The sequence below is a fragment of the uncultured Methanobrevibacter sp. genome (assembly GCF_902764455.1).
Taxonomy (GTDB): Archaea; Methanobacteriota; Methanobacteria; order Methanobacteriales; family Methanobacteriaceae; genus Methanocatella.
Map to the genome: position 1 here is coordinate 57,088 of NZ_CACWVY010000004.1, position 26,755 is coordinate 83,842.

Below are 26,755 nucleotides of genomic sequence, written 5' to 3' on the forward strand. Positions count from 1 at the left end.
GAAGCTAGAATGCTCCTCCACCTCCACCACCGGAACCTCCTCCAAAACTTCCGAAGCTGTCACTGCCACTACTGCTGCTTGAAGTGTTGCTGCTTGCAGTGCCGTAGCAGTGATAAAATGTATTGGAACCGTAGTGGTGATACATAAATACTCCACCGTCATATCTGTCGACACTTGGCACATGAATGTCCATAGCTTTTTCAACATTTTTAGCTACGCCAAGAGCAGTTCCATAAATCAAGTACTCCTTCCAAATAACTATTGATTCAGGAGGGTGTTCGTTAATTAAACTGTTATCATTTAAAAACTTCTTGAAGTTTTTCCATTTGAGGTATATGACACGACCTTCTTTTGTCCATCTTCCGAATAAATCATCACGAAGATACAATATTCCAAATGACGCTGCACCTACAATAAGACCTACAATAAAAAGCTCGAATCCTCTTGAAAACTCAAAGAAGAAAAATATTGCTGCAAATATTGCGGCAACAGCTAAACCGGCAAGAGCTGCAAATCCTGCAATTGTATTTCCCCTGTCGTCAAAGTACCTGTCTTTAATATCATCGTTTAAATATTCCATTTCAACAGCTTCTTTCCACATGTCAAACTGATTGACGAACCTTAATGAATTAACTCTAGAATCCATCTTGTCATCAAGTTCTGAGAGATTCAATACACCGTCACTTGCAAAGCCTGATAAACAGTTATAGACAATTTTTTCTCCATAATCCAGATTATCTGCACCTTCATTAAATGTCATTAACAGATCTTCATTATCCTTTTTGATGTTGAATACCTTTCTGTCTATCAGATCCATTATTGTTGCTTCGAATCCCCTAATATTCGGCTCTCCAAAATTCTTATTGTCAATCATTGCATTGACAACACTAGGAGGGTCATCTGTAGGAGGTTCCCTTTCATAAATCCTGTCGTAATCCACCTTAGGCTCCCTTCCATATAAAATATATGTTACTATTAATGTAAGAGGTAAAAAAGCCAAAGAAATTATTTCAAGTATTGAAGTAATTCCATTCCAGAAATTTTCTGAATTGACACTGTCATTCATATTTTTCAAAATCATTTCCCGTCCGTCTTCATCAACGTGTTTAGCGTTTGGATATGTTGCAAAATCATTTACGGGCATCAGTACAAGCAGTTCATAAATCTTACCTTTGGAAATGGAATTTGAGGTAAATTCAATTTTATCCCCATTCATTGAACTTGACTGGGTTAAAGCCTTCGGATTCAGGTAAAATTCATTTCCTGTGCCGTTAGGAAGTTTCACATGGCCTGTTACTTTTCCAATATCCACATCCCATTCACTGCCCAATACCTTATACTGAAGGGCGGAAACATCATTAAATACTGTTACAACATTTTTCAAATCATATTCAATATATACAGTTACGCTGCAGTCACTGATTTTTTTGGTGTGGCCCTCATCGGCATACAGATAAATCTGCAGATGTTTTTTACCATCTTCATCAGTCTGTTTCAAAACAGGATACGCACCGTCAGCATGAACTTTTATATTACTAATGTTTTCCCCTTCCTTTAAAGGCACATCCCTGTAAACTCCGTTGAACGTGCCTTGAAAATTATATACAAATGCCTCTTTAACATGAAGCATACCATTGTTTGAAACAATCAAATCAATATTTGCCTGGCTGATTGAATAAGAGTCATCAGCACTAACCATACTAATCGTTAAGCTTGCAATTAATACTACAGCTACGATTAAAACAATCTTTTTTAAATCCATTATTCCAATCCCCAGTCGATTTCTAAAATATTATTCTCCTTTAAAAATTCATTAGCTAATTTGAAGTGATTAGAGCCTAAAAATCCTCTCCTTGCAGAAAAAGGAGACGGATGAGAAGTTATCAAAACCAAATGATTGGGATTAGTAATTAAGTCTTTTTTCTTTTCGGCCTGTTTTCCCCATAACATAAATACAATAGGCTGAGTCTGTTCATTTAAAATTCCGATTACATTATCCGTAAATATCTGCCAGCCACATTTGCTGTGGGAATTTGCATTACCTGCCTCAACAGTTAAAACTGTATTCAATAAAAAGACACCCTGCTCTGCCCACTTTTCAAGACATCCTGATTCTGGAATAGGATAACCATATTCCTGATTGATTTCCTTAAATATATTTTTTAAGGACCTTGGGATGGGTCTTCCCTCAGGGGTTGAAAATGCAAGGCCATGTGCCTGACCCTCTTCATGATAGGGGTCCTGGCCCAGGATAACAACTTTTACGTTACTTAATGGTGTGAATTTGAAGGCATTGAACATGTCCTCATAGGGAGGATAAACGGTTTTTGTTGCATATTCTTCTTGAACGAAATCCAATATATTCAAAAAATATTGCTTTTTAAATTCATCAGCTAATGCTAAATCCCAGTCATTTCCAATCATAAAATTAGTATATATTTTAACTATAATAGGTTTTTCTAAAAATTTTTAATCAATAAATGATAAAAACTATAATGGTAATTATGGAAAAATCTAAAAGAATCTTTTATTTTGACTTTTTAAGAGCGATGGCAATCATTGGAATCATATTCTGCCATTCCTCAGTATCTTATATCGTCAATGATATGGGAACATTTAATTTTTACACAACTGCTTTTTATGATTGTTTTAGAGATTTCTGTGTTCCGATATTTGTAATGTTAAGTGGTGCATTGCTTATTGGTAAAAAAGATAGCCTGTTAATATTTTTTAAAAAAAGATTATCCAGAATATTGATTCCATTCATATTCTGGGCATTAATATCAATTGCATATTCATTCATATACATCCAACAGTCCATTGATATAGACAATGCAATAGACATATTTTTAGGTCATGGAGGAACACTTGGAGTGACCTTCTGGTTTGTCTGGATGATTATCATTGTCTATATTGGAATATTTATAATAAATAAAGCAGTTGAATTTGGAAACAAGAAATATGACTGCTTTGAAAAGAAATTTATCAGTATTTTAACAGTAATTTCAGTAATATACATAATTCTCTTTCAATTCCAATTTTTCAGCCCTGAATACAACCGTTCACTCTTAAGCTATTACTTATCCTTTCTGGCATATGCAGTAATCGGACATTTCATTGTAAACAGTGATTTTTTAGAATCACACATCCAGACAAAATGGCTTGTTATAATATTCTCAATTCTATCAGCATTATCATATACATCATACGTCTGTTATTATGTGGTTCCAACCTCACTTGCCAGCAATTCATTCAGATATCTGAGTTACTTTACATATGAAATACTAATAATTTCAGTTGCTATTTTCCTAACGGTCAAATTCATCTCAAATACTCATTCCTTTAAAAAACTTGAAGCCGGAAAAATCGGTGGGATTATTAATGCAATTAGCAAATACAGTTTTGGAATTTATCTCTGCCATTATCTTGTGCTGTATATATTAAAAATGAATATGATACAGTATATTGATTTTCCGCATCAGAACTCAATAATTTGGATTCCTATATTTGTAGTGATTACATTAATGATTTCCTTTGCAATATTGTGGCTTTTAAATAATGTACCTTATCTAAAAAAAGTAAGTGGTGTCTCCTGAATAAATTATATTCAAGAGACAATATTGTTTATGAAATTAATTATTTCTTTTGCTGTTTGGTTTTGTTGTGATTCAGCGGAAATAGTGGCTTCCTTATCTCCTGTCTGGTGTCCGTAATATGCAAATTGACCATGATTTCCACCGTTAATGATAACTTCAGTAAAATTATTTTTTATTAAATCCTTTGATTTATTGAATTTTTCCATATTAAGTATACCGTCATTTGATCCATGAATAGACAAGCATGGCTTATATATCTCATCCATAGGATAAGCTGCTAAAAATATTAATCCGTCAGTTTTATTTGTAGAATTCTCATAAGATGAAGCCATTGCACCCCCAAGAGAATGACCAGATATAAAATAATTTGAATAATTCGTATTGCTTATAATTGTCTCAGCACTATCTGGAGCTAAAAATGCAAAATTTAACGGCATTTGAACTAAAAAACAATCATATCCTTCATTGGCTAATTTACTAAATAAAGGCAAATAAGCAAGATGATCTATCTTAGCTCCAGGATAAAAAATAATGGCAGTATCATTTCCCTTGCCGTCAAGCAACACTCCATTGGTAGTGTTTTTTACACTAACATTTTCACTGCCCTCTAGATATTTGGTTGCTTCGCTTTGAGCCGGATGATAATGCAGTAAATATATAATCGATACTGCAAGGAATACAATAATTATTATTGTTATTAATCTTTTTTTATTCATAAAATCACTACAACGCAATAATTACAAAAATTATGAATATTATCAATATGCATAAACAGCATGCAATTCCGCTGTTTGAATCCTTAGTATTTTTAACATCTTTTGTACTGTTAAGGGATGTTGCCTGAATTGTATATTTTTCTTCATTATCATATATATCATATAACTTAACTGCAACCCAAACAGACCTTATTACACTTACAAATAACAGTATAAGTGCAAATAAGATTATCAGAGATGAAGGATGGGATATGCCCGGTTGAGGACCTCCGAATATTGAGAAATATATTAAATAAATAAACCATGGCAGTTCATACATAACGCCTTCCATAATCCAATTTCGGTTACTGTACTTAACGCCTATGTAAATGAATCCGAATCCATTTAAAAACATTATAAATGAAAGGATTACCCACCATGATTTTTTAATCTTATCAAATGCATTCATTTTTATTCAATCATACTTCTATTGTTGGTTTCTAATTTATCAACAACTTTCTGACCGTCATCTGCCATATCACTGAACAAGTCAATTGTCTCTTTCATTTTAGGAAGTGCCTGTTCCTTATATGTGCTTACATCCTCAATAGCTTGAAGCGCTTCTGAAAATGATGCCTTAAGGACTTCCGGAGATATCATTGTCTCTGCACTGTGCTTTTGGATTTCGCTTCCCTGTTCCTTAAGCATATGTGAAGTGGTTTCGATGATGTTTTCAGTGGTTGCATTTAAAATATTAATCTTATCCAGTACAATCTTTTGGTCATATAATGCGCTTGCAACCATTACCGCTGTTCTTAATGCTGATACAGTCACGTTCTTAGCACGATATACTCCACGAATTAGTTCTTTGTTGTTTCTTCTGATAACATTAAGTGAAATAATTCCTTGCTGGTTTACAACAATCATCTGCTGCATGTCCATGATTCTCTGTCTTAAAGGGAACAGTATCTCTTCACGAACAAAAGCGATTTTATCATCTGAAACACCGTTTATTTCAGCTTGCTGAATTTGTGCTTCAATTGATGCGTCCATCTGTTTACCTAGTTCTATGTCTGCCATCAATTTATTGGTTACTTCCCTCAAGTAGGTTTCCTCATTTAAAAGTGTGGTATTGTCATTCTGCAATACTTTACTGCTGTGATCCAGTGATTCGATGATGTTTGAAATGGCAACTTCAGCCTTTTCATATTTCTCAAAGTACTTCTTGACAGGATTCAATAAGCTCCCAAGCATTCCCTTTTTGGCGAAATCCACTTTGCTTGGATCCAAATCTTTCATTTGTTTATCCAATTCAGATAGCTTTTCACCAATATTTTCCGCATCTTTACCTCCTTTTGATAAATCAACAAATCTTGTTGCAAGCATTTCATTTCTGCTTGCGGATTTGGACATGTCTGTTAATCCGAAGGAGTCTAAAGGTTTTAAAATATTATCTCTTTCCTGAGGATTGTTAAAATCAGTGTCAAATATTGCAACAGCATTACTGTCTGCCTGATTTTTTAAATTGGAGTTTTCCAATTTTTTTTCTTCCTCTTTAAGGGTGGTTTCAACATCATTTTTAATTTCATCTATATCCAATGAAAATTCAGCCATTTCTATCACCTTTAATTTAAATAATCTATACCGTTTTTATCAATTTTTGAAGTAAAATTATCAATAACTTTTCCATCTTTTATTATTTCAACATTTACATGATCAGGATTTGGTTTTTTATATGTTGTGTAATGTGCAAAACTCAAAGCATAATCAGAATCATAATAAACATTAGACAGGGTTTCCGTTTCATGACCTATCTCTGTGCCATTTTCATCCATATAAGTTGTTTTAATATTATATCCCTTTAAATCTGAAGGAACTTTGTTAAATATCGCCTCAGTATATAATGTATAGCTTTTTTTGCCTGAATTACTATCCCATCCGTTGACATCAGTTATTGTCAGGTCAACTTCATGTTTGGGTGCATTGTCAGTTGCCGTGTCATTATGACTTCCAAGACCCATGGAAATAAATACTCCGGCTCCAACTATTATAACAATAGCAATTAATACTAAAAATATTTTTCCATCTGAGAAAAATCCCCCACCACTTTTTATACTTCTTGAAGGCTGACTGTCAAAAAAATCATAGCCGCAATTCGCACAAAAATGCGCTTCCTCAGGAACAAATTCTCCGCATTCAGGACATTTTTTTGTCATTTAAATCACTCTTTATAATCTTTAACAGAACCTATCAAGTTCTCCATATCATCAAGTAAAACATGTACTTCGTCTTGTGAGTCTGAATCCGAACTGATATTAATTACCAGTTCATTTGTCAAATCTTCAATCTGATCTATAATCCTTTTCATCGCATCTATCTTGTTTTCAATTTCTAATCTAATTCTTGGAGTGTCTTCAGCAGCAAGATTAATTATATCAGATGCTTTATCTGCCTGAGCGTAAAACAGCTTGTTGCATTTATCAATCATGTTCATGAATTTGTCGTATGTGATTTGAGGAGGTGCAAACCTCTTTTCTATCAACTGTCTTACAACATCCTCTTTGACTTCAAAAATCACTTTAAGATTGTTTATCTCATTTTGATATTCCTTAAGGGATTCGATATTGGATGCATCACTAGCTTCCACATTAACATTATCCACATTAATTTTAGGAGAGTCTTTTGTTTTTGATATCCTTTTTGGATTGTAATATGTTTTAAGACGCAGTACCCTATATGCATAAAGCAATGGAAGTATAAAAAGAACCAGAAGGATAAAAGCAAAAATAAAATTTCTTGCGAAAATTACCGAAATTGAAATGCAAATCAAAATTACATAATATATTCCTAAAAGCCACGGAAGAGACTCATGAATAAGAAGCATGTCATCCATATCCCCCATGCCCCTGTTCAATCTAATCTGTGATGCTGCCTTTGAATCCGGTGCATACTGCATTATTTCATCATCATTTAATATGCCTTCCCTAGGCTCGATGATGTATTTTATTTCAGACAAGGTTTCAACGCAGCTTATCAGTTTTCCTTCACAGTCATAGGCTTTGGAATTCTTAAAAGTCAATGGGGTTGTTAACCTTTTAATTTCTTGCGCCTTGGTAATTTTACTAGTCATGAATTATCCCCCAATGATTATATTATTATATTAGCACTTTTTAAATGTTATGTATATATTGTTATTAATCATCAAATTCCTTTTCAAGTAAAATTGTTACAGGCCCATTGTTGAGCAAATCAACTTTCATATATGCTCCAAAAACGCCTGTTTGGACTTCAACATATTCACCGCATTTTTCAACAAAGTAATCAAACAGCTCTGTTGCTACATCAGGAGCCAGTGCCCTGTGAAATGAAGGCCTGTACTTTTTAACTTTACCATATAGAGTAAATTGCGGAACCAGCAATAGCTTGCCGTTAATGTCTAAAAGAGATTTGTTCATCCGACCGTCTTCATCCGGAAATACTCTTAATTTAGCCACTTTTCTTGCAAGATAGTCTGCTTCCTTTTGCGTATCATTTTCTCCAAAACCAACAAGAACCATCAGTCCCTCATCGATTTTACCGGTAATTTCACCTTCAACTTCCACACTTGCGTGTGTTACTCTTTGAACAACCAATTTCATTTTGCAAATTCTCCTAAATAATTTACAGGTTCTCCTCTTTTAGCCCGGTCATAATATTCCGCAGTTGCAGAAAATAGAGCATCTCCTGCAGAGTTAAGGGCTGTTTCACATGAATCCTGGATAACCCCAATGATAAATCCGACAGCTACCGCCTGCATGGACACATCTGCACCGATTCCAAATAATGAACAAGCCATCGGAACAAGAAGAAGTGATCCTCCAGCCACACCTGATGCACCGCATGCCCCCAATGTGGAGATAAGACATAATGCAAGAGCAACAGGAATAGGAACAGTTATTCCCATAGTATGGCATACTGCAAGTGTCATTACTGTAATTGTTACTGCTGCTCCTTCCGTGTTGATTGTAGAACCCAATGGAATACTTATTGAGTAGAAATCCTTGTCAAGACCTAAACGTTCACATAACTGCATATTAATTGGAATGTTTGCAGCTGAACTTCTTGAGAAAAATGCTGTTATACCACTTTCCTTAAGACATGTAAAGACTAATGGATATGGATTTCTGCGGGTAAGAATAGCTGATAACACAGGATCGGTTACAAAAGCAACAACTGCAATGCATCCCACAATCAATAATATTAGCTGACCGTATTGTGTGAATATCCCTAATCCGCTTTCAGAAACTGAAGTGAACACCAGACCCATAATACCTATCGGCGCAAACTGGATAATTCCACGCACTATTTTAGTAACTGCTTCTGAACATTCAACCAAAACTGTTTTAGTGGTATCGCTTTCAACAGATTTAAGTGCAATACCAAAAACTATAGACCAGAACAGTATTCCCAGATACTGGCCTTCAGCCAAGAGGTGTATAGGGTTGGAAAATACTTCCAAAATCATATTGGACATGACTTCCCCGAGACCTCCCGGGGCAGCAGCTGTGCTTGCACCTGAAAGATGTATGGTAACAGGAAATAAATAACTGCCAAGGACAGCCACTACAGCAGCAAGAAATGTGCTGAATAAATAAAGTATTATGACCGTTTTAAATCTTGATGCAATACCACTTTTGGCTTTTGAAATAGCAGAAGCTACCAAAACAAAAACTAAAAGTGGAGCTATAGCTTTAAGAGCACTTACAAATAGTTTTCCGGGAAATCCTATAAAATTCCATTGAGGAACCAGAACTCCTAAAATCGCCCCGATGACCAATCCTATAATAATCTTTAAAATAAGACTTGACTCAGTCCATTTCTTAATAAAATTATTAATCATCAATATCATCTACAAAATACAATTTCAGATATGTCATTACTCATTCAGAGATTTTAATACTTCATCAGTAGTTTCCTTTATTACATTAGCAGCAATTCTGAATTCATGCTCTTCAAAATCATTCATATGAATCGGAACAATCATGGCGATACCGTTTTTAGAAAGTACTGCCGGAACACCAATTGACACATCATAAATATCTCCAATTTCACCTTCCAGGTAATTTGAAACTGTCAGAATTTTATGTGAATCTGTAATTATTGTAGATATTAAATTTGAAATAGCGAATGCAGGACCATATTCTGTTGCACCTTTTTTAGATATTATAGTGTTACCTGCTTTTTTAAGTCTCTTAACAAGTCTTGGAACTTCCATATCAACAGATTTGGCGAAATACTTTAGTGGAATACCACCAATAGTAGTTGAACTTAAAAGAGGAACCATGTGATCCCCATGCTCGCCTATAACACGTGTATGTACTTCAGAACTGTTAATGTTGATATGTTTTGAGAAATATGCTTTCAACCTTAGAGAATCCAAGTGATTTCCAATTCCTATTACTCTGGATTTCGGAAATCCTGATGATTTATATGCAACAGTAGTCATTACATCAACAGGATTTGTTGCAATCAAAATTATTGAATCAGGAGCATGAACAGCAATCTGTTTTGCATATTCATCTACAATTTTAGCATTAGGAATTGCCAAATCACGCCTGTTCATTCCTTCCTCTCGGGGAATTCCTGCAGTAATCAGCACAATAGCTGAATTTTTTAAATCTTCATAATCTGAAGAAGGAGTCAGCCTACAGTCAATATCTTCTGCAGCCAGTGCATCATACATATCAAATGTTTCACCTCGTGCCTTTTCGACACTTTGCTCACGAGCAAAAAATACAATTTCATCTACTGTATCTGCTCTTGCAAGGGTAAATGCAACATTCTTACCTATTACTCCAGTTGCTCCCATAATACTTACTTTAACCATAATAATATATTGTGTCTTTTTATAAAAATAACTTACTAAAAACAATACTTTAAATTATTAGAACAAATTTAATATAATTTAATGGATGATATTATGCAAGATGATGAATTGAAAATGGAAAGCAAATGTTATGACGCTAATGAATACGGGTACCTATACGGACTCAACAAAAGAATTCCAGATGAAGAATTTGAAAAAGTAAAACCCTATTTCAGACAATTCAAAAGGATGGATTTTGTAGAAGGCAACGTCCAGGTAACCGGAAGACCTGAAGGATGGAGGTGCCTTGAAAAGGATGTTTCCAAGGTAGAAGAAATACTTGGAATTACAAATACCCTTGAAAAAAGGCAAAACAAAGTAAAGGAAGCTTTTGCAGATCCAATTAAAAAGTCAAATCTTATTGACCAGTCATATGAATGGCTGAAAATGCTTTTTGAAAAGGGAGGAACAAGACCAGAACAGGACCTTTCAAGACTTGCTGTTCACTCAACCAAAATGTATGACCCCAATGACAGTTTTAAAAATGGTTTTATAAAGGGAGAAGGAGAACTCTTCATATACACACCTCACGGAATGTGGTATATCATTAACAACAGCGGAGAATTTTCAGATTTGAGTTTGAATAATGTTAAAATTCCAAACGGAGGAGCAGTAGGTCACAGGTTAATGTATGATGATTTGATTGACAGGCTGATTAGAATATACACTGAAGAAAATGAGTACAGCGGTGAAAAATTATATTGATTTCTAAAATGCCTCATATTAGATATTATACAACTCAACAAAAAACTCATCAATATTAAGTATTATATTAGATGAAAATCAAACATTATGTTAGATTATTATAAGGTGGTTTAATTATATGCAGAAAATCGTAAATGCACATTGTCATATTTATCCTGAAAAAATAGCAGATAAAGCAGTACTTGGAATAAGAGATTTTTACGACTTGGACATGTCATTAAATGGAAAATTAGATGATTTGATAAGGGACGGGAATGAAGTAGGAGTAACCCATTATCTCGTGCATTCAGTTGCAACCACACCTAAACAGGTAAAATCAATCAATGAATTTATTGCAGATGCTGTAAACACACATCCTGATATATTTACAGGTTTTGGAACATTGCACCCTGACAGTGAGGACATTCAGGGCGACTTTGATTATTTAATTGAACTTGGACTTAAAGGTGTTAAACTTCATCCTGATTTTCAAAGGTTTGCAATGAATGAAGAGCGTGCATTTAAAATAGGTGCAGTAGTAAATGAAGGAAAAGTCCCTATGCTTGTTCACTGTGGAGACTTTAGATACAATTATTCCAATCCAGAACAAATTAAACCATTTTTAGATAAATTTCCCAATATAACTTTCATAGGTGCACATTTTGCAGGCTGGAGCATGTGGGAAGAAGCAACAGAAAAGCTGGCAGGCACACCGAACTTATATGTTGATTTAAGTTCCAGCTTATATGCACTATCACCTGAAACCGCTTTGGATTTGATTCATGCATATGGTTCAGATAAAGTCTTATGGGGAACAGATTATCCTATGTGGGAATCCGTTAGTGAAATGAACTATTTCAATAAAATTGATTTAACAGAAAAAGAAAGATCACAAATTCTTTGGCAGAACGCTTCAAAGATTTTGAATCTTGAATAATTTTTATTTTATTTAATTTTTAAAAGCATTTACGGCAGGAGGAGTCAATAAATCCTTTGAAATCATCTCCTCGACTTCATCCATATCAAACCAACCAAATTCATCATGTTCTTCACTTATTTTAACATCTTCACTATCACATGTAACTTTCATAATCAGTTGAATTGATTTGACTTCTTCTGATGTTTTACATGCAGTATAATCGTTTCTTACAACATTATATAATGATTTGATATCAATTTCAAGACCTGTTTCTTCAAAATATTCCCTTTTAAGTGCTTCATCAAAAAATTCGCATTTTTTGACTTTGCCGCCAGGAATTTCCCATTTTCCTGCATCATGAGCTGATTTTGATCTGACCTTAAGGAGCAAAAACTTTTCATTGAATTCACAGATTCCCCTTACAGTCAATCCCCACATTGTACTCAAATTATCATACCTTCTTAATTAATCATAAAAAAATAGTAAAAAAAGGGAATGTTTTCCCTATTTTTTCATAGCTTTTTCAACAGCAACAGCTACAGCAACTGATGCTCCAACCATCGGATTATTTCCCATACCAATAAGTCCCATCATTTCCACGTGAGCCGGTACGGAAGATGAACCTGCAAATTGAGCATCTGAGTGCATTCTTCCCAGAGTGTCTGTCATACCGTAGGAAGCCGGTCCTGCTGCCATGTTATCAGGGTGCAGTGTTCTTCCGGTTCCTCCGCCTGAAGCAACTGAGAAGTATTTTTTGCCCTGTAAAATACATTCTTTTTTGTATGTTCCTGCTACAGGATGTTGAAAACGTGTAGGATTTGTTGAATTTCCAGTAATTGATACATCAACACCTTCCAAATGCATGATTGCTACACCCTCACGCACATCATCAGCACCGTAACATCTTACTTTTGACCTTTCACCGTCGGAATATGCTTTTTCTTTGACTACTTTAACTTCTCCTGTAAAGTAATCGAATTCAGTTTCAACATGAGTAAATCCGTTTATCCTTGATATGATTAATGCTGCATCCTTTCCAAGACCGTTTAAGATAACTCTTAATGGTTTTTCTCTTACTTCATTGGCAGAGTTTGCAATACCGATTGCACCTTCGGCAGCTGCAAAACTTTCATGACCTGCAAGGAATGCGAAACATTCACTTTCGTCACTTAAAAGCATTGATGCAAGGTTTCCATGACCTAAACCAACCTGTCTGTCATCGGCAACACTTCCAGGAATACAGAATGCCTGAAGACCTTCACCTATTGCCTTTGCAGCATCTGAAGCCTTTGTGCAACCCTCTTTTACTGCAATTGCTGCTCCAAGAGTATATGCCCAGCATGCGTTTTCAAAACAGATTGGCTGAACACCTTTTACAATTTCATAGGGGTCAAAACCTTTATCAAGACAAATCTGTTTTGCTTCTTGGAGATCTTTTATACCATATTTTTCCAAAACTGGAGTGATCTGGTCGATTCTTCTTTCATAACTTTCAAATAAACTCATTTTATTCACTCCTTGGATCTATTTTTTTGGCGGCATCATCAAATCTTCCATATTGGCCTGTAGCATTGTCTATCGCTTCCATTGGGTCAACACCATCTTTAATCTGATCAAGCATTACACCAAGGTTAATGTATTTATAACCTATAATTTCATCATCTTCATCAAGACCTATTTCTGTTATATAACCTTCTGTGAGTTCCAAGTATCTTGGACCTTTTTCTTTTGTTGAGTAAATTGTTCCAACTTGGCTTCTGTGACCTTTTCCCAAGTCTTCAAGTCCCGCACCAATCTGAAGACCTCCTTCTGAAAATGCAGACTGGGTTCTTCCGTAAACAATTTGTAAGAATAATTCACGCATTGCAGTGTTGATTGCATCACAGACCAAATCTGTGTTCAATGCTTCAAGGATTGTTTTTCCAACAAGAATTTCACCAGCCATTGCAGCTGAATGAGTCATACCGGAACAACCTAAAGTTTCAACTAATGCTTCTTCAATAATTCCGTCCTTAACGTTCAATGTTAATTTACAGCATCCTTGTTGCGGAGCACACCATCCGATACCATGAGTAAAACCTGAAATATCAGTTATCTGTTTTGCCTTTACCCATTTTCCCTCTTCAGGAATTGGAGCAGGGTCATGATTTGCACCTTTGCGAACAAGACACATATTTTCAATTTCTGTTGAATATATCATCATTTTTCTCCAAAATTTAGTTATAATTATATATCTGTTTTTTAATTAATGTATTTTTGGAAAAATATGTTGAAATATATTTTTTACAAAAGGCAATTTTTAAGTATTAAAAAATATAAATAAGTTTTTGGTGAATAACATGGATTTCATACTAGTTTTAGCAAATATCGAACCTAAAGAAGGTTGCCAAGATAGTATAATTGAAGTTTCAAAAGAGTTAATCGATGAATCTTTACTTGAAGAAGGTAACATTGATTATCAATTACTCAAACCAATCGAAGGCGACAGTTTAACATTTGTTGAAAAATGGGAATCTTTAGACGCTTTAAAAAGACATATGGCTTCACCACACTTTTTAAACTTTGGTGAAGAAAGTGAAGAATTTGTTAAAGAGATGACTATTCAAGTAATAGATGCTGATGAACTCAGCTTCTAATTCTATTTTTTATTTTTGATATAGATTTATCAGTTAAAAATAATTGTTTTTTACAACTTCTTTTAAAATTTTAAAGGACACAACTTTTAAAAATAGTTTTTAGAATTTATCCTTAAAATAATCAATTAATCCATCAAGTATAATATTGTTAAAAATTTTTGAAAAAAAAATAAAAAATTAGAAGATAAAGAAAATTATCTTCTAAAGCGAGTAATACCTAGAAGACTATTTTTTTCTATATCTTCCTATTTGTGTTGTTCCTACAGTCATCAATATCAACAATAAGATTAATATCGGATTGCCTGTAGGATAGTTTGATAAATCAATACATTTAGAGGAAGATTCCTCTTTTTGATACTGATTTTCATGTGTTCCGTTTTTGTCATCAACAACAACAATGTCGCTATCAGTAGAGATGTATGAGTATTTGTCATCACCAGAGTATGTCACTTTAATTGCATGGTCACCCAGATTTAAATTAGGTATGTAAAATACAGCTTTTCCATCTTTAACGGCAGCAGTGTATTTTTTACCATCAATTTCAAGGGTTACGGTACCTGTTGCATCTTTAGGGAGGAACACAACGACCTTACCATCTTCAGTCACTTTAACTTCAGGTGCATTTACATCTACTTCAGGTTTGAATTTGGTTACTTTAAAATGACCATCTCCAACAGAACCTGAATAATAGTCATCTCCACTATATTCGGCTACAATAGTATATTTTCCGGCTTTGAGATCATTAATTTCAAATGTAGCCATACCATCTTTAACAGCTGCAATGTAATGTTTACCATTTACAGTAATTGTTACGGTACCTGTTGCATCTTTAGGGACAGATACGACGACCTTACCTTCTTCAGTTACTTTGATATCAGGTGCAGTCACATCTACATTTGAAGAGTATTTTGATACTTTAAACCTAGCAGTACTATTTGCAGGAAGATATTCATTATCTCCATCATATATTGCTACAATATCATATTCTCCTGCTTTAAGACCTTTAACATTAAATGTAGCCTTACCTTCTTTAACATTTGCGATATATTTTTCTCCGTCAATAATTATTGTCACATTACCTGTTGCATCATCAGGCAACTCAACAACAATGGTTTCATCCTCACCTACATAAATGTTTTGACTAGTAAGATTGAGGTCAGTGGATGCCCTTCCCACATTGAAGCGTGTTTGTGTTTCACTTGGATTATGATTTTCATCACCGGAGTAATATACCTTTGCGGTTTTTGTTCCTTCGGATAAACCAGGAATTGTTATTGTTGCTTTTCCGTCATTAACTATTGCAGTATAGTTTTTACCGTCGATTTCAACAACTACATTACCTGTTGCATCACTTGGAGCTACTTCAACAATTATTGTAGCATTTTGACCATATTCAATATCAGCACATGTGGCATTTACGGAAGTATCTGCAGCATAAACATTGAATACATCAGAAGTGTTAACGCTTTCGTAGTTTTCATTACCGTTGAATACTGCAAATGCAGGATATTGGCCAACAGCCAAATTATGTAAATTCCAAGTTGCTTTGTAATCTACGCCCAATACATAGATTAAAGCAGCGAATAGTTTGTCTTTTACCTCACCATTAAGTTCTAAAGTTTCTGTTACACCATTAACAGTTACGTTAACAGTTCCAGGAATATTTGAAGTTACATTTAAAACTTCCACTTCACCATACCAAATATCAACGACTTCAATTGTAATAATTGGTTTGACTTTGTTTACTGTTAAGTTCACACTTGTTGTTGCCGGTACATGGTTTTTATCAGCAATAGTTGTTAATTCAACAGTATAATTACCAGCATCCAAGATTAAATCAATTATTGTTTCATTTGCTTTCATTGTTCCTTGGCCAACAACATTTCCGTCTTGATCCATTACTTTATAGGTAATTTCACTGGCATTTTGACATTCAACAGGAATGTCAATTGGATTGCCATAGTCTGCAACTGTGTCATTGGCACCAATAGAAGATTGTGCCTTTGCAACAATAGACTCTTCTGTATTTCTAACAGAATTATGACCGTCATCTCCACGATATATTGCTGTTACAACATAGTCACCAGCATCCAAATCATCGATAATGAGATTTGCAGTTCCATTGGTTAAATTAACATCATAAGTTCTATCACCAACAGAAATAGTTACAATTCCTGTTGCATTGTCAGATACTTTAACTGTAATGTTTGATTTTTCACCGTAAGTTATGTTATTAACTTGTATTTCAATTTTAGGAGTTATATAACCAACTGTAAATAATGATTCATTTCTGTTTTTATTGTATTTATAATCTCCTAAATAGTCAACTTCAACATAATAACTACCAGTAGTTAAATCAGAAATGTTAAATGAAGCTATACCATTTGCTAATTCGATAGTTTGAGAAATTCCGTTACAGTATACTTGAACAAGTCCTGTTGCATCACCATCTGCTACAATAATAGTTACTTCAGCAATTTCGCCTAAATCAATATTATCAACATTGATAATTACATCAGGAGTGCTTTTTGACACATTAAATGATCCATTACCGGTAACCTTATCATAATTATCATCACCATAATAAATCGCTTCAATAATGTAAGGCCCATCAGACGCAGGCAAGTCACTAACAGGAATAACAGCAGTACCATTACCATCCAACAATCCAGAATAAACTTTACCATTAATCATAATGTCAACTTCACTACCATTAATCATAAAGTTAACTTCACCAGTAGGTACATCAGTACCTCCATTTACAGTAATATTCACATATTCTGTTTCACCAACTTTGATGTTAGTTACATTTACTGTAATGTTTGGTGTGTGTAAATTTACAATTGCAACAGATCCATTTTCAGATTTAATATAATTATCATCACCATAATATATTACAGTGAAATCATATTTGCCAGCTTTTAAATTGGTAATATTATTGATAGAACCTTTTCCATTAATTATATCCACAAGATAATGTTTTCCATCTATGAATATATCAACTTCACCTGTTGCATTAACATCATCATTTCCTTCAATGGAAATGTTGATTGTTAAGTTTTCACCAACTTTGATTTCTGGAACTGTTATTAATACTTTAGAAGGATATTTACTTACTTTAAATGAAATTTCTCCTTCGGATTTCATGTAAATGTTATCACCATAATAAATTACTGAAATAACATACAAATTTTCATTTAAATTAGAAATACTTATATTTCCTACACCATTATTAATTTTAACAGTATGGTTTTTACCGTCCAATACAAAACTAACTTCACCAGTTGCATTTACAATTGCATTACCAATAACCTTAATTGTAATATTTGCATCCTGACCTATCATAATATCTTTAGCATCGACAATTACAGTAGGCAGATATTTATTAACAAAGAACTGAGTACTATTTGAAGATTTATCAAAATTATTATCTCCCAAATATGTTAGTTCAACAAGATAAGGTTCTAGTGAAGCAGGCAAATTAGGAATTAATTTATATCCTGAACCATCAGAAAGCTCTATTGTATAATTTTGATGATTTAACATTACTGAAACATTTCCTGTTGCCTTATCATTTACTTTAACAGTTATATTTGCAGAATCCAACACATAGATTGATTCTACACTAACATTCAGTTGTGAAGGCAATTTGGAAACAGTAAAGTAAACATTAGTTGAATTAGCGGAGTAGTTAACATCACCAGAATAGGTAACTATAGCAGTATACTCCTTTGGATTTAAATCAGTTACCTCAATTGTAACAGATCCATTTTCATTTAATTTTCCATGATATGTATTTCCACTTATTAAAACAGATATATTTCCTTTAGGAGTATCAGAATTACCAGTAACATTGACATTAATGTATACAGTTTCGCCCACTTTAATATTATTGGCAGAGGCAACAATTTCAACATCAAATCCTGCTGTTGTACCAACTGAAAATGATTTACTTGTACCATTTGTTTTGAATTTATAATTTCCATTGTATAAAGCAGAAACTGAGTATCTACCAACAGGTAATCCTGAAACTGACCAAGTTGCAACACCATTATTTAATTCTAAGGTTTTATTTTCATTGCCGACAGTTAATGTAACTGTACCTGTTGCTCCATCTTTAACTTTAACAGTAATCTGAATAAGTTCTGATAAAAGATATTCATCTTTTTCCATATCTATTTCAACTTCAGAAGGATATTTGCTTACGCTAAACTCAGTACTATTATCTGATTTTGCATAATAATCATTACCGTAGTAAATACCTGTAACAATATAATTGTTTTCAACAGACAATACTCTAAGATTTCTAGAACCTTTTCCATTTTCGACAGTTAAATTATATTCAATTCCTCCCAATGAAAGAGTTACATTTCCAGAAGCTCCATCAGAAAGAATTACTTCTGCAATTACCATGTCATCAACTTTAGAATCATTAATGTTGATAATAATTGAAGATGGATGTTTATCTACAGTAAATGAAGAAATTGCATTATTATCTGATTTGAGATAATTGTCATCACCATAGTAAATACCAGTTACAATATATTGGTCTGCAGGTAAATCTTTGAAAGTTCGACTTCCGATACCGTTTGTAATTGTTATATTGTATTCTTGGTGTTTTCCCTGTAGAATAACATAACCATTAGCATTTACTGGATTATAGTTAACATCAACGATAGTTAAATTAATTATTTCATCTTTTCCAACTGTAATATTGGAAGTTTCGATAATTAAGTTGGTTTTGTGTTTTGAAACAGTTACATTAGTTAATGATTCAGCATTATTATATATGGAATCTCCAGAATAGATTCCACTTACAACATAATAATTTGCTCCTAATCCTTCAATTGAAACGTTTCCTTCACCATTTGTTAAGTTAATTCTATAATCTTTATGGTTAATGCTAACTGTAACAAATCCGCTAGGAACTTCACTTGCATTACCTGAGACTTTAACTATAATTAAAACATCTTCCCCTATTTCAACATCATTGATACTAATTTCCAAATTGGATAGATATTTTGAAATAATGATTTCAGCACGGTCCTCAGACTTAAGATAATACTCATTCTCAGCAAAAATACCACTAACAACATAACGACCAGCATCAGAAACCGGAATAACAACACTACCATCACAATATTAATAGTATAATTACTTCTAGTACCAACTACATTAACAACACCATTAACAGGATACTTATCAACACCAGTAACAACAGCCTCTAAAACAACCTCATCACCAACATAAACAGTCATATCCTTCAATTCCAAAGTAGTAGGATACCTAGAAATCAAAATATCAGCACGGTCCTCAGACTTAAGATAATACTCATTCTCAGCAAAAATACCACTAACAACATAACGACCAGCATCAGAAACCGGAATAACAACACTACCAACAACCTCATCACCAACATAAACATTAACATCTTTTAATTCCAATGTTGTTCCATAACGTTTTACATCAAAGGTTGTACCGCCTTCAGATTTAAGATATATGCCAGTAGCATGGAATACTCCACTTACAACATAATGACCTGCATCTAAATTAGGAATTGATATATTTCCTTTACCATTTTTTATTTCAATGTCTTTTTGTGTTCCATTGTATATTACACTTACAATACCATTAACCGGATATCCATCAACACCAGTGACAATAGCTTTCAATATAACTTTATCTCCAACATACACATCATCTGCAGTTAGAACCAATGTTGTTGGATATGAAGACACTCTGAATAATCCGATATCTTCTGATCCGATATAGTTTTTACTTTCCTTGTTTGTAATTGTTATTTCATATTCTCCAGTTTCTAAATCTTTGATTTTAACAATATTTTCGACTGATAAATCAATTTTACTGCTTGGAATTGTTACTGTATGATCTTTAGTTGTAACGACAACTTCGATTGTGGTCTTATTTTCAACAGTATATTTAATTACAACATCATTTCCATAAGTTGCATTGTTTATTTCAGTAATTGTAACTTTGGATTTTGCACGACCAACAGTAAAGTCTTGAGATTCACTATCACCAGTAATGTTTTCAGTATTCGGGTGTGTAATAGTAACTGTATAATTACCAGCATTCAAACCTCTAATAATTAACTGATTTTCAGTTTGTGTAATATTTTCATGAGGAACAACCCATTCAAAATCTTTATTATCTTCATCTCTTCCAGTAATTTTAATTATAACATCATAACCGTTTTCCAATTTATAATTGACAACTACCTCTCCATCATAAGTTACATTAGTAACTGGGTCTATGGTAATATTTGAAGTAATTGGACTTATATGGAATTTAGCGGATGCACTAGATTTTAGATAGTATTGATTTTCATTATTTGTAATGTTTACCTTATAATTGCCGGCTGCCAATCCACCAAGAGTAATAGCAGTTGCAGTTATATTTGATAAAGGTATACTGACTTCTCTGCCTGTATCAGTATTTATTACTTTTATTTCAACATTTTGTGTTCTATTTACAATATTATAATTGATTACAACATTACTTACGCTAAATGTTACATTGGTAATCGGATTGATTGTAACACTTGACGGTGCTTTATTGATTGTTAGTTTAGAGGTATTTGAAACTGAAGTATGATTACCATCAACATTGGTTGTTAAGCTGACAGTATATTCTCCAACATTCAAAATAGGCAAAACAATATTACCGTTAGCATCAGCTGTCGCATTAGAGTAAACAACATTATTTATATTTTTTACAACAATATTGACTGTTGTAGCATTTACTGAATGAATTGAAATGACAGGATTACTTCCATAGATTTCAACAACATCAGGAGCGTTAACAGAGGAACTAGCTTTATTTATAGTAAATTTAGCAGTAGAATTGGATTTGGAATAGGTTTCATTTTCTGCATTGAATATAGTTATTGTATAATTTCCACTGGCTAAATTGGATAATGTTATGCTATTTCCGGATACAGGAGTTGTCACCTCACGCACGACATTTCCGTTTTTATCTTTTACAACATATGTTACGGTTGTTCTATTTAAAACATTATAGTTCACAACAATGTCTGAATTATAGGTAACATTGGTAATCGGATTAATGATTACTTTGGATGGAACCTTATAGACCTTGAATGTGTCATTGTTTATTGAACCTGCAAAACTATCTGTACCGTTATATTGCACTTTTGCAACATAATCTCCTGATACCAAGTAGTAATCTACTTCTTTTGTTGCAACACCGTTTACAATGTCCATATCCATCATGAATGTATCATTAAACCATACTGTAACAGGACCTGTCATTGGAGTTCCGTCTTTCTGTTTTAGGTTGACTTTGACAACTGCTTTGTCGGTTGCATTAATATCATCAACGATTATATCCACAATGGTATATGTTCTGATATAGTCTCCACCATAAAGATAAGTGTAATATGTATCATCCTGATGGTAAACTCTGATTTTAACTGATGTTACGAATTCTTTACTAATATCAAATTTAAATTCACCATTTTCATCTGTTTTAACTGTACTGTTTGCAACTAAAACATCATCCACATAACCTTCAACAGTTATGTTAATTCCTCTTTCAGCCAGGCTTCTGCCAGGAGCTGATGGACTTGTTACGATTCCATTTTCATTCAAATAAGTTATGCCTTGATAGTTCACTTTAGGATTACAATCCTCTGCAAATTCAATTGCATTGATTAGACGATCTAATCCATAGAATATACCTGAAACTTCCACTATATTGGTTGTATCATCATATGTTAACTCCATGTTTTCAAATTTATCTGAATGAGCCTGATTATCCAAAAGAACCACATTAACCAGATTTGTGTATGTATTATAGTTTCCGGCAAAGTAGATTCCTGAACCTGCAGTTGCATTGTTATGAGTTATATCCACATTAGTTATGTCTGCAGCACCCTTATTTAAGTAGAATCCACCACCGTAATTTGCTTTGTTAGCTGAAATTTCTGAATCGCTTATAGCAACATTGATATTACTATTAATGAATACTGCTCCACCGTTTTGTGAAGCTTCACAACCGCTTATTTTTAAATTTTTAATTGGGTTTAAAACTTTAGAGTTTATATATATTGCTCCACCTTCAGCCGCACTGCAGCCACTAATATTCAAATTGCTTACTTCCTTAGTATTCACTTTACTGTTAAGGCATAGGGCTCCACCGATTGTTGAAGACCAACAATTGACAAATGAAGAATCAGTGAATATACAGTTTTGACCAGTTTTTTCAGTTTGTGAACCACTAGCAGCAGTGAATTTCATATAACCTGAATAAATTGCACCACCTTCACCTGAAGAGCTGCAATTTACAAATGTACATCCAGATAATATACCATTTTGACCTCCCCATGATATGGCACCGCCTTTTACAGCAGAACTGCAATTTGTAAACTGACAGTCAGTTACATTGATATTGTTGATAGTCAAGAATAATGCCCCACCACCAACACCATAGTTATGAGTAGAGAGACTTTCGGAATTTTCAAAAATACAACCCTCAATGTTAGCAGATGTAGCTTGTTCCCTTTTAATAACAACTGATCCACCAAAACTGCCCGAATTTCCACTGAAATTACAATTAAGTATTTGGGTGTTTTGATATTGGGAAGCAATAGCTCCACCACCAGATTTTGCAGTGTTATCAATGAATGTTGAACGGTTCACTAATAAGTTTACAGAACCTGCAGTATCTACTCCAGCATAAATTCCAGCGCCGTCACCTGACTTTCCGGCAATTTGGTTTTTGATGAAAATACAATTATCCACAACTGTTTCATTACTCTTAGCTATAAAAATTGCACCTCCATGTTTTGAATATGCCTTACTGTTAATGAATGTAGAATCTTTAATAAATGCATTACCCATTTCACCACTCGGCACAGCCCAATAAATACCACCACCATTTTGTTTAGCAGTGTTATCTTTAAAGTAACAACCTATAACTTGGTCGTTTTCATGGCCACCAGTCCAATGAATAGCACCACCATTAGTTGTGGCAGTGTTGGATGTGAAATTGGAATTAAATACAAGTGCACCGCCACCGGCAGTGAAAAGTGCTCCCCCTTCTTTTTTAGCTTCGTTTTTATTGAATGAAGAGTGATTGATTAATGCATTTTTACCTGCCAAGTGAACTGCTCCGGTTTGACCTGCTTCAGATTTGGAATTACTAAATACACAATTGTAAATAACAGTGTTGTCCTTATTAACGTAAATGGCTCCACCATTACCTTTCTGAGTAATCCCCTTATCGAATGTGGAATCACTTAAAGTTGCATCCTTACCGTCAATATAGATAAATCCGCCATGAGATTTTGAAGTGGATTCTCTGAAGCTGGAACCATTTACATTAGCATAGTCACCATACACAAATACTGCACCACCTTTTGCAGCATCTACAGTATTTGCATAAGTTTGATAAAAGCTTGAGCCTTCAATGGATGCATAATTACCTCTGATGTAAATAGCACCGCCGCCATCACCTTTAGCTGTGCTTTTTTCGAAAGTTGAATCTATTACCTTTGCATTTAAACCTTGAATATATATTGAACCGCCCAATGAGGCAGCTTCGATATTTTTGAAATTACCTGATACTGTTCCATTATTTCCTTCTATGAAAACCCCACCACCGTTTTGGGCTTTGGAATTTTCTATTTTACAATTTAAAACATCATTATCATTACCAAGCAGGTAAATTGTACCTCCATAATGGAAGGCATTGTTGTTATCAAATTCACTGTCAGTAATGTTTACGTGATTTCCTGTGATGAATAAAGCTCCACCATCAATTTTGTTTTCATCGGCACCATCATTATAAATGACAGCGTTATGTTTAAATTTAGATTTTGAAACAGCGACATTGGAACCTGTAAGACAAATTGCCCCACCTCTGGAACTGGATTTATTTTGACTTAATCCCTGATTATTTTCACAGACAATGTTTTCAATGCTTCCTCCGTCACCTTTCCACATGATTGCACCACCATCGTCTCCGGCAGTGTTTTCATTAAATTTAGAGTTTAATATTTTACAGTCTTCACCTTCTACAAATACTGCACCACCATCCTCGAGTGCATAGTTATTTGTAAAGTTGGATTTGTCAACAGTAGCATTATCTCCTTCTACATAAATTACTGAACCGTATACTGCTTCTGATTTTTCAAAGTTACAGTTATCGATTAATGTATTGTTACCGATGATATAAACTGATCCGCCCAAGTTAGCTGCATTGTTTTCATTGAATGTTGAATCGGTAATATTTACATAGTTTCCAGTTACAAAGATAGCACCACCATCTGTTTTGTTAACTTCAGCATCAGTGCTGAATAAGACACGATTTAGTGTAAATTCTGATTTGGTTATAATTACTTCATCACCGGTTAGACAGATTGCTCCTCCTCTTGAACTGGAGGTATTGAAGCTCTTACCAGTGTTGTTATAAAAATTTATATTTTCGATTAATCCTTTATTTCCTTCCCAGAATATTGCGGCACCATCGTCTAAAGCAGTATTGTTGATGAATTCTGAATCTATTACCCTACCCTTGATTCCATTCCACAATAATGCGCCTGCATCATAAGCTGCGTTATTGATAAATTTACAGTTTTCGATTTCTGAGTCGTGAGAGCCTGTAAAGAAGTTTATAGCTCCACCGTTAGCACCAGCAATGTTATCCATAAAGTTACATAGTTTTAAAGTCATGTTTTCACATGGCCCATCTACACTTCCTTGCAAAAATACTGCCCCACCATTATTAGAAGCATTATTTAAAGTAAAGTTACAATTTTCAATGTTTCCGTCAGCACCGGTCCACATCACAGCACCACCATGGCCACCATAAGTCAATACGCCATAGGAGTTATTAGCCTGAACAAGACCCTGTGCCCTATTATTATCAAAAACTACATTTTCAATTAAACCTTTGTTTCCATACCAGTAAACAGCACCACCACTACGTTTAGCGGTATTGTTTACGAATTTTGAATTCTTCAATGTTGAATCATGAGCCCCTCTATTCCAGTCAACAGCACCACCATTGACACCAGCATAGTTATCCTCAAAGATACATGATTCCAAAGTCATATTTTTACAGTCACCATCTGAACTTCCCTGCATAAATATTGCTCCACCATTATTAGAAGCATTATTTAAACTAAAATTACAATTCTTAATCTGACCATCAGCACCTGTCCATATTACAGCACCACCATGGCCGCCAGTAGTTAATTCACCATATGGATTAGCATATAAAACTTTTCCTTGAGCTGTGTTATTCTCAAAGACAGCATTTTTAATTGTTCCTTTGTTTCCATACCAATAAACAGCACCACCACTACGTTTAGCAGTATTGTTTATGAAAGTTACATTATCTATCTCTCCGTTTTTTGCACCTTGAGACCATTCAATAGCTCCACCGTTTATTCCTGCAGAGTTATTAATGAATTTTGAATTCTTTACTTTAGTGTTTTCGTTATGTATTAAAAATACAGCACCACCGTTTTCTCCGGCAGTGTTATTTGCAAATGTGACATTATCCATCAGTCCTACTTGACCTGACCAGTAGATGGCACCGCCGTTGCCACTGGATTTGGCATTCTGTAGGGTAATGCCCTTTAAAATAATATTACTTCCTGAAATATTGAAAATTCTTGCTTGATTATTTCCGTCTATAATGAATTGATTACCATCAATTTCAATTTTCTTATTTAGAAGGATTCCCTCTTTTAGAGATTCATCATCTTTCGTTGGGTCGAATTTATAATTTTTTTCTAATTGAACCTTTCCGTCACTAGAAGTATCAATAAGACCTTGCAATTCAGAAAATGTCCCTTCTCCTTCCGTTAAGATCGAATCTTCTTGATAAGATAATGTTAAAACATTATTTATAGGTATATCAGTTAGATTATCGCCAGTACCCCCGCCAGGATCTATCGTGTCAGATGCCGATATGCTGGGAAGGGTGAATATTAGACATAATAAAAGCAATATTATGAAAATATTTCGCTTGCCCATAATCAACCTCCATATCTTAATCTAATCAATTTTATCAACTAATTGTGATATATCATTCAACTATCCGCTTTCTTTATATATTTCAAAACATAAAATGTCGAATTCAGTTTTTATCATATTTTTTTACAAATTTTTTCTCCATAATTGAATTATAATTATGCAACCCCTACATCGCATAATTATTCTATTTTTAATGCAATCGGTATTACTCTAAAGCCCACTGCATTCACTGATGCAATACAAATCAACCATAATGACATTTAATCAAATCATGCAGAATATGCTACAAAATAA

General features: G+C 33.9%; 19 protein-coding genes. 4 read left to right on the top strand and 15 right to left on the bottom strand.

Features of this window, described 5'->3' with window-relative positions; translation table 11 throughout:
• Window positions 1–4: 4 nt before the first annotated feature.
• Together QZU75_RS01805 and ung are read right to left on the bottom strand one after the other, a co-directional pair.
• Complete coding sequence (locus tag QZU75_RS01805; protein ID WP_296881243.1) at window positions 5–1,762, bottom strand: DUF2207 domain-containing protein; 1,758 nt, start codon at window positions 1,760–1,762, stop codon at window positions 5–7.
• Entirely contained in the window at window positions 1,762–2,424 is a 663-nt protein-coding gene (gene ung / locus QZU75_RS01810) for a uracil-DNA glycosylase (protein WP_296881244.1), read from the bottom strand. The genes QZU75_RS01805 and ung overlap by 1 nt, the downstream gene beginning before the upstream one ends.
• 71 nt (window positions 2,425–2,495) lie before the next feature.
• On the opposite strand from ung, the gene QZU75_RS01815 reads away from it, so the two are divergent.
• On the top strand, window positions 2,496–3,596 hold the full coding sequence (locus QZU75_RS01815; protein WP_296881245.1) for an acyltransferase: 1,101 nt from the start codon (window positions 2,496–2,498) through the stop codon (window positions 3,594–3,596).
• Window positions 3,597–3,607: 11 nt separating this feature from the next.
• Here the strand turns inward: QZU75_RS01815 and QZU75_RS01820 are convergent, their stop codons facing one another.
• The 8 genes from QZU75_RS01820 to QZU75_RS01855 form a co-directional block, all read right to left on the bottom strand.
• Window positions 3,608–4,312: an alpha/beta hydrolase gene (locus tag QZU75_RS01820; RefSeq protein WP_296881246.1), complete on the bottom strand. Its 705-nt coding sequence runs from the start codon at window positions 4,310–4,312 to the stop codon at window positions 3,608–3,610.
• A 7-nt stretch (window positions 4,313–4,319) separates the two neighbouring features.
• On the bottom strand, window positions 4,320–4,760 hold the full coding sequence (locus QZU75_RS01825; RefSeq protein WP_296881247.1) for a hypothetical protein: 441 nt from the start codon (window positions 4,758–4,760) through the stop codon (window positions 4,320–4,322).
• Between the two features lie 2 nt (window positions 4,761–4,762).
• Window positions 4,763–5,905: a toxic anion resistance protein gene (locus tag QZU75_RS01830; RefSeq protein ID WP_296881248.1), complete on the bottom strand. Its 1,143-nt coding sequence runs from the start codon at window positions 5,903–5,905 to the stop codon at window positions 4,763–4,765.
• An 11-nt stretch (window positions 5,906–5,916) separates the two neighbouring features.
• Window positions 5,917–6,507, bottom strand: coding sequence for a zinc ribbon domain-containing protein (locus tag QZU75_RS01835; RefSeq protein ID WP_296881249.1), 591 nt, complete (start codon window positions 6,505–6,507; stop codon window positions 5,917–5,919).
• 5 nt (window positions 6,508–6,512) lie between these two features.
• Window positions 6,513–7,421: a hypothetical protein gene (locus QZU75_RS01840; RefSeq protein ID WP_296881250.1), complete on the bottom strand. Its 909-nt coding sequence runs from the start codon at window positions 7,419–7,421 to the stop codon at window positions 6,513–6,515.
• A gap of 64 nt (window positions 7,422–7,485) precedes the next feature.
• Window positions 7,486–7,929, bottom strand: a complete 444-nt coding sequence (dtd, locus tag QZU75_RS01845; RefSeq protein ID WP_296881251.1) for a D-aminoacyl-tRNA deacylase — start codon at window positions 7,927–7,929, stop codon at window positions 7,486–7,488.
• Window positions 7,926–9,170, bottom strand: coding sequence for a serine/threonine transporter SstT (sstT, locus tag QZU75_RS01850; protein ID WP_296881252.1), 1,245 nt, complete (start codon window positions 9,168–9,170; stop codon window positions 7,926–7,928). The genes dtd and sstT overlap by 4 nt, the downstream gene beginning before the upstream one ends.
• 36 nt (window positions 9,171–9,206) lie before the next feature.
• Entirely contained in the window at window positions 9,207–10,157 is a 951-nt protein-coding gene (locus tag QZU75_RS01855) for a malate dehydrogenase (protein ID WP_296881253.1), read from the bottom strand.
• Between the two features lie 93 nt (window positions 10,158–10,250).
• On the opposite strand from QZU75_RS01855, the gene QZU75_RS01860 reads away from it, so the two are divergent.
• Window positions 10,251–10,901, top strand: a complete 651-nt coding sequence (locus QZU75_RS01860) for a hypothetical protein (protein ID WP_296881254.1) — start codon at window positions 10,251–10,253, stop codon at window positions 10,899–10,901.
• A gap of 118 nt (window positions 10,902–11,019) precedes the next feature.
• Window positions 11,020–11,817: an amidohydrolase family protein gene (locus QZU75_RS01865; protein WP_296881255.1), complete on the top strand. Its 798-nt coding sequence runs from the start codon at window positions 11,020–11,022 to the stop codon at window positions 11,815–11,817.
• A gap of 12 nt (window positions 11,818–11,829) precedes the next feature.
• On the opposite strand, the gene QZU75_RS01870 is transcribed toward QZU75_RS01865, so the two are convergent.
• The 3 genes from QZU75_RS01870 to QZU75_RS01880 all read right to left on the bottom strand — a co-directional run bounded on the left by QZU75_RS01870 (window position 11,830) and on the right by QZU75_RS01880 (window position 13,999).
• A complete protein-coding gene (locus tag QZU75_RS01870; RefSeq protein ID WP_296881269.1) occupies window positions 11,830–12,237 on the bottom strand; it encodes an NUDIX domain-containing protein in 408 nt (135 codons plus the stop codon).
• A gap of 66 nt (window positions 12,238–12,303) precedes the next feature.
• Complete coding sequence (locus QZU75_RS01875) at window positions 12,304–13,305, bottom strand: GGGtGRT protein (RefSeq protein ID WP_296881256.1); 1,002 nt, start codon at window positions 13,303–13,305, stop codon at window positions 12,304–12,306.
• A gap of 1 nt (window position 13,306) precedes the next feature.
• A complete protein-coding gene (locus QZU75_RS01880; protein ID WP_296881257.1) occupies window positions 13,307–13,999 on the bottom strand; it encodes an iron-sulfur cluster assembly scaffold protein in 693 nt (230 codons plus the stop codon).
• Between the two features lie 139 nt (window positions 14,000–14,138).
• On the opposite strand from QZU75_RS01880, the gene QZU75_RS01885 reads away from it, so the two are divergent.
• A complete protein-coding gene (locus tag QZU75_RS01885) occupies window positions 14,139–14,435 on the top strand; it encodes a putative quinol monooxygenase (RefSeq protein WP_296881258.1) in 297 nt (98 codons plus the stop codon).
• A gap of 225 nt (window positions 14,436–14,660) precedes the next feature.
• Here the strand turns inward: QZU75_RS01885 and QZU75_RS01890 are convergent, their stop codons facing one another.
• Together QZU75_RS01890 and QZU75_RS01895 are read right to left on the bottom strand one after the other, a co-directional pair.
• Entirely contained in the window at window positions 14,661–19,442 is a 4,782-nt protein-coding gene (locus QZU75_RS01890; protein ID WP_296881259.1) for an Ig-like domain-containing protein, read from the bottom strand.
• A complete protein-coding gene (locus QZU75_RS01895) occupies window positions 19,412–26,461 on the bottom strand; it encodes a right-handed parallel beta-helix repeat-containing protein (protein ID WP_296881260.1) in 7,050 nt (2,349 codons plus the stop codon). Before QZU75_RS01895 ends, QZU75_RS01890 begins: the two co-directional genes overlap by 31 nt.
• Between the last annotated feature and the right edge of the window lie 294 nt (window positions 26,462–26,755).

Excerpts from the sequence above, each read along its gene's own strand:
- QZU75_RS01805 (WP_296881243.1), bottom strand. The coding sequence starts at position 1,762 with ATGGATTTAAAAAAGATTGTTTTAATCGTAGCTGTAGTATTAATTGCA.
- ung (WP_296881244.1), bottom strand. The coding sequence starts at position 2,424 with ATGATTGGAAATGACTGGGATTTAGCATTAGCTGATGAATTTAAAAAG.
- QZU75_RS01815 (WP_296881245.1), top strand. The coding sequence starts at position 2,496 with ATGGTAATTATGGAAAAATCTAAAAGAATCTTTTATTTTGACTTTTTA.
- QZU75_RS01820 (WP_296881246.1), bottom strand. The coding sequence starts at position 4,312 with ATGAATAAAAAAAGATTAATAACAATAATAATTATTGTATTCCTTGCA.
- QZU75_RS01825 (WP_296881247.1), bottom strand. The coding sequence starts at position 4,760 with ATGAATGCATTTGATAAGATTAAAAAATCATGGTGGGTAATCCTTTCA.
- QZU75_RS01830 (WP_296881248.1), bottom strand. The coding sequence starts at position 5,905 with ATGGCTGAATTTTCATTGGATATAGATGAAATTAAAAATGATGTTGAA.
- QZU75_RS01835 (WP_296881249.1), bottom strand. The coding sequence starts at position 6,507 with ATGACAAAAAAATGTCCTGAATGCGGAGAATTTGTTCCTGAGGAAGCG.
- QZU75_RS01840 (WP_296881250.1), bottom strand. The coding sequence starts at position 7,421 with ATGACTAGTAAAATTACCAAGGCGCAAGAAATTAAAAGGTTAACAACC.
- dtd (WP_296881251.1), bottom strand. The coding sequence starts at position 7,929 with ATGAAATTGGTTGTTCAAAGAGTAACACACGCAAGTGTGGAAGTTGAA.
- sstT (WP_296881252.1), bottom strand. The coding sequence starts at position 9,170 with ATGATTAATAATTTTATTAAGAAATGGACTGAGTCAAGTCTTATTTTA.
- QZU75_RS01855 (WP_296881253.1), bottom strand. The coding sequence starts at position 10,157 with ATGGTTAAAGTAAGTATTATGGGAGCAACTGGAGTAATAGGTAAGAAT.
- QZU75_RS01860 (WP_296881254.1), top strand. The coding sequence starts at position 10,251 with ATGCAAGATGATGAATTGAAAATGGAAAGCAAATGTTATGACGCTAAT.
- QZU75_RS01865 (WP_296881255.1), top strand. The coding sequence starts at position 11,020 with ATGCAGAAAATCGTAAATGCACATTGTCATATTTATCCTGAAAAAATA.
- QZU75_RS01870 (WP_296881269.1), bottom strand. The coding sequence starts at position 12,237 with ATGTGGGGATTGACTGTAAGGGGAATCTGTGAATTCAATGAAAAGTTT.
- QZU75_RS01875 (WP_296881256.1), bottom strand. The coding sequence starts at position 13,305 with ATGAGTTTATTTGAAAGTTATGAAAGAAGAATCGACCAGATCACTCCA.
- QZU75_RS01880 (WP_296881257.1), bottom strand. The coding sequence starts at position 13,999 with ATGATATATTCAACAGAAATTGAAAATATGTGTCTTGTTCGCAAAGGT.
- QZU75_RS01885 (WP_296881258.1), top strand. The coding sequence starts at position 14,139 with ATGGATTTCATACTAGTTTTAGCAAATATCGAACCTAAAGAAGGTTGC.
- QZU75_RS01895 (WP_296881260.1), bottom strand. The coding sequence starts at position 26,461 with ATGGGCAAGCGAAATATTTTCATAATATTGCTTTTATTATGTCTAATA.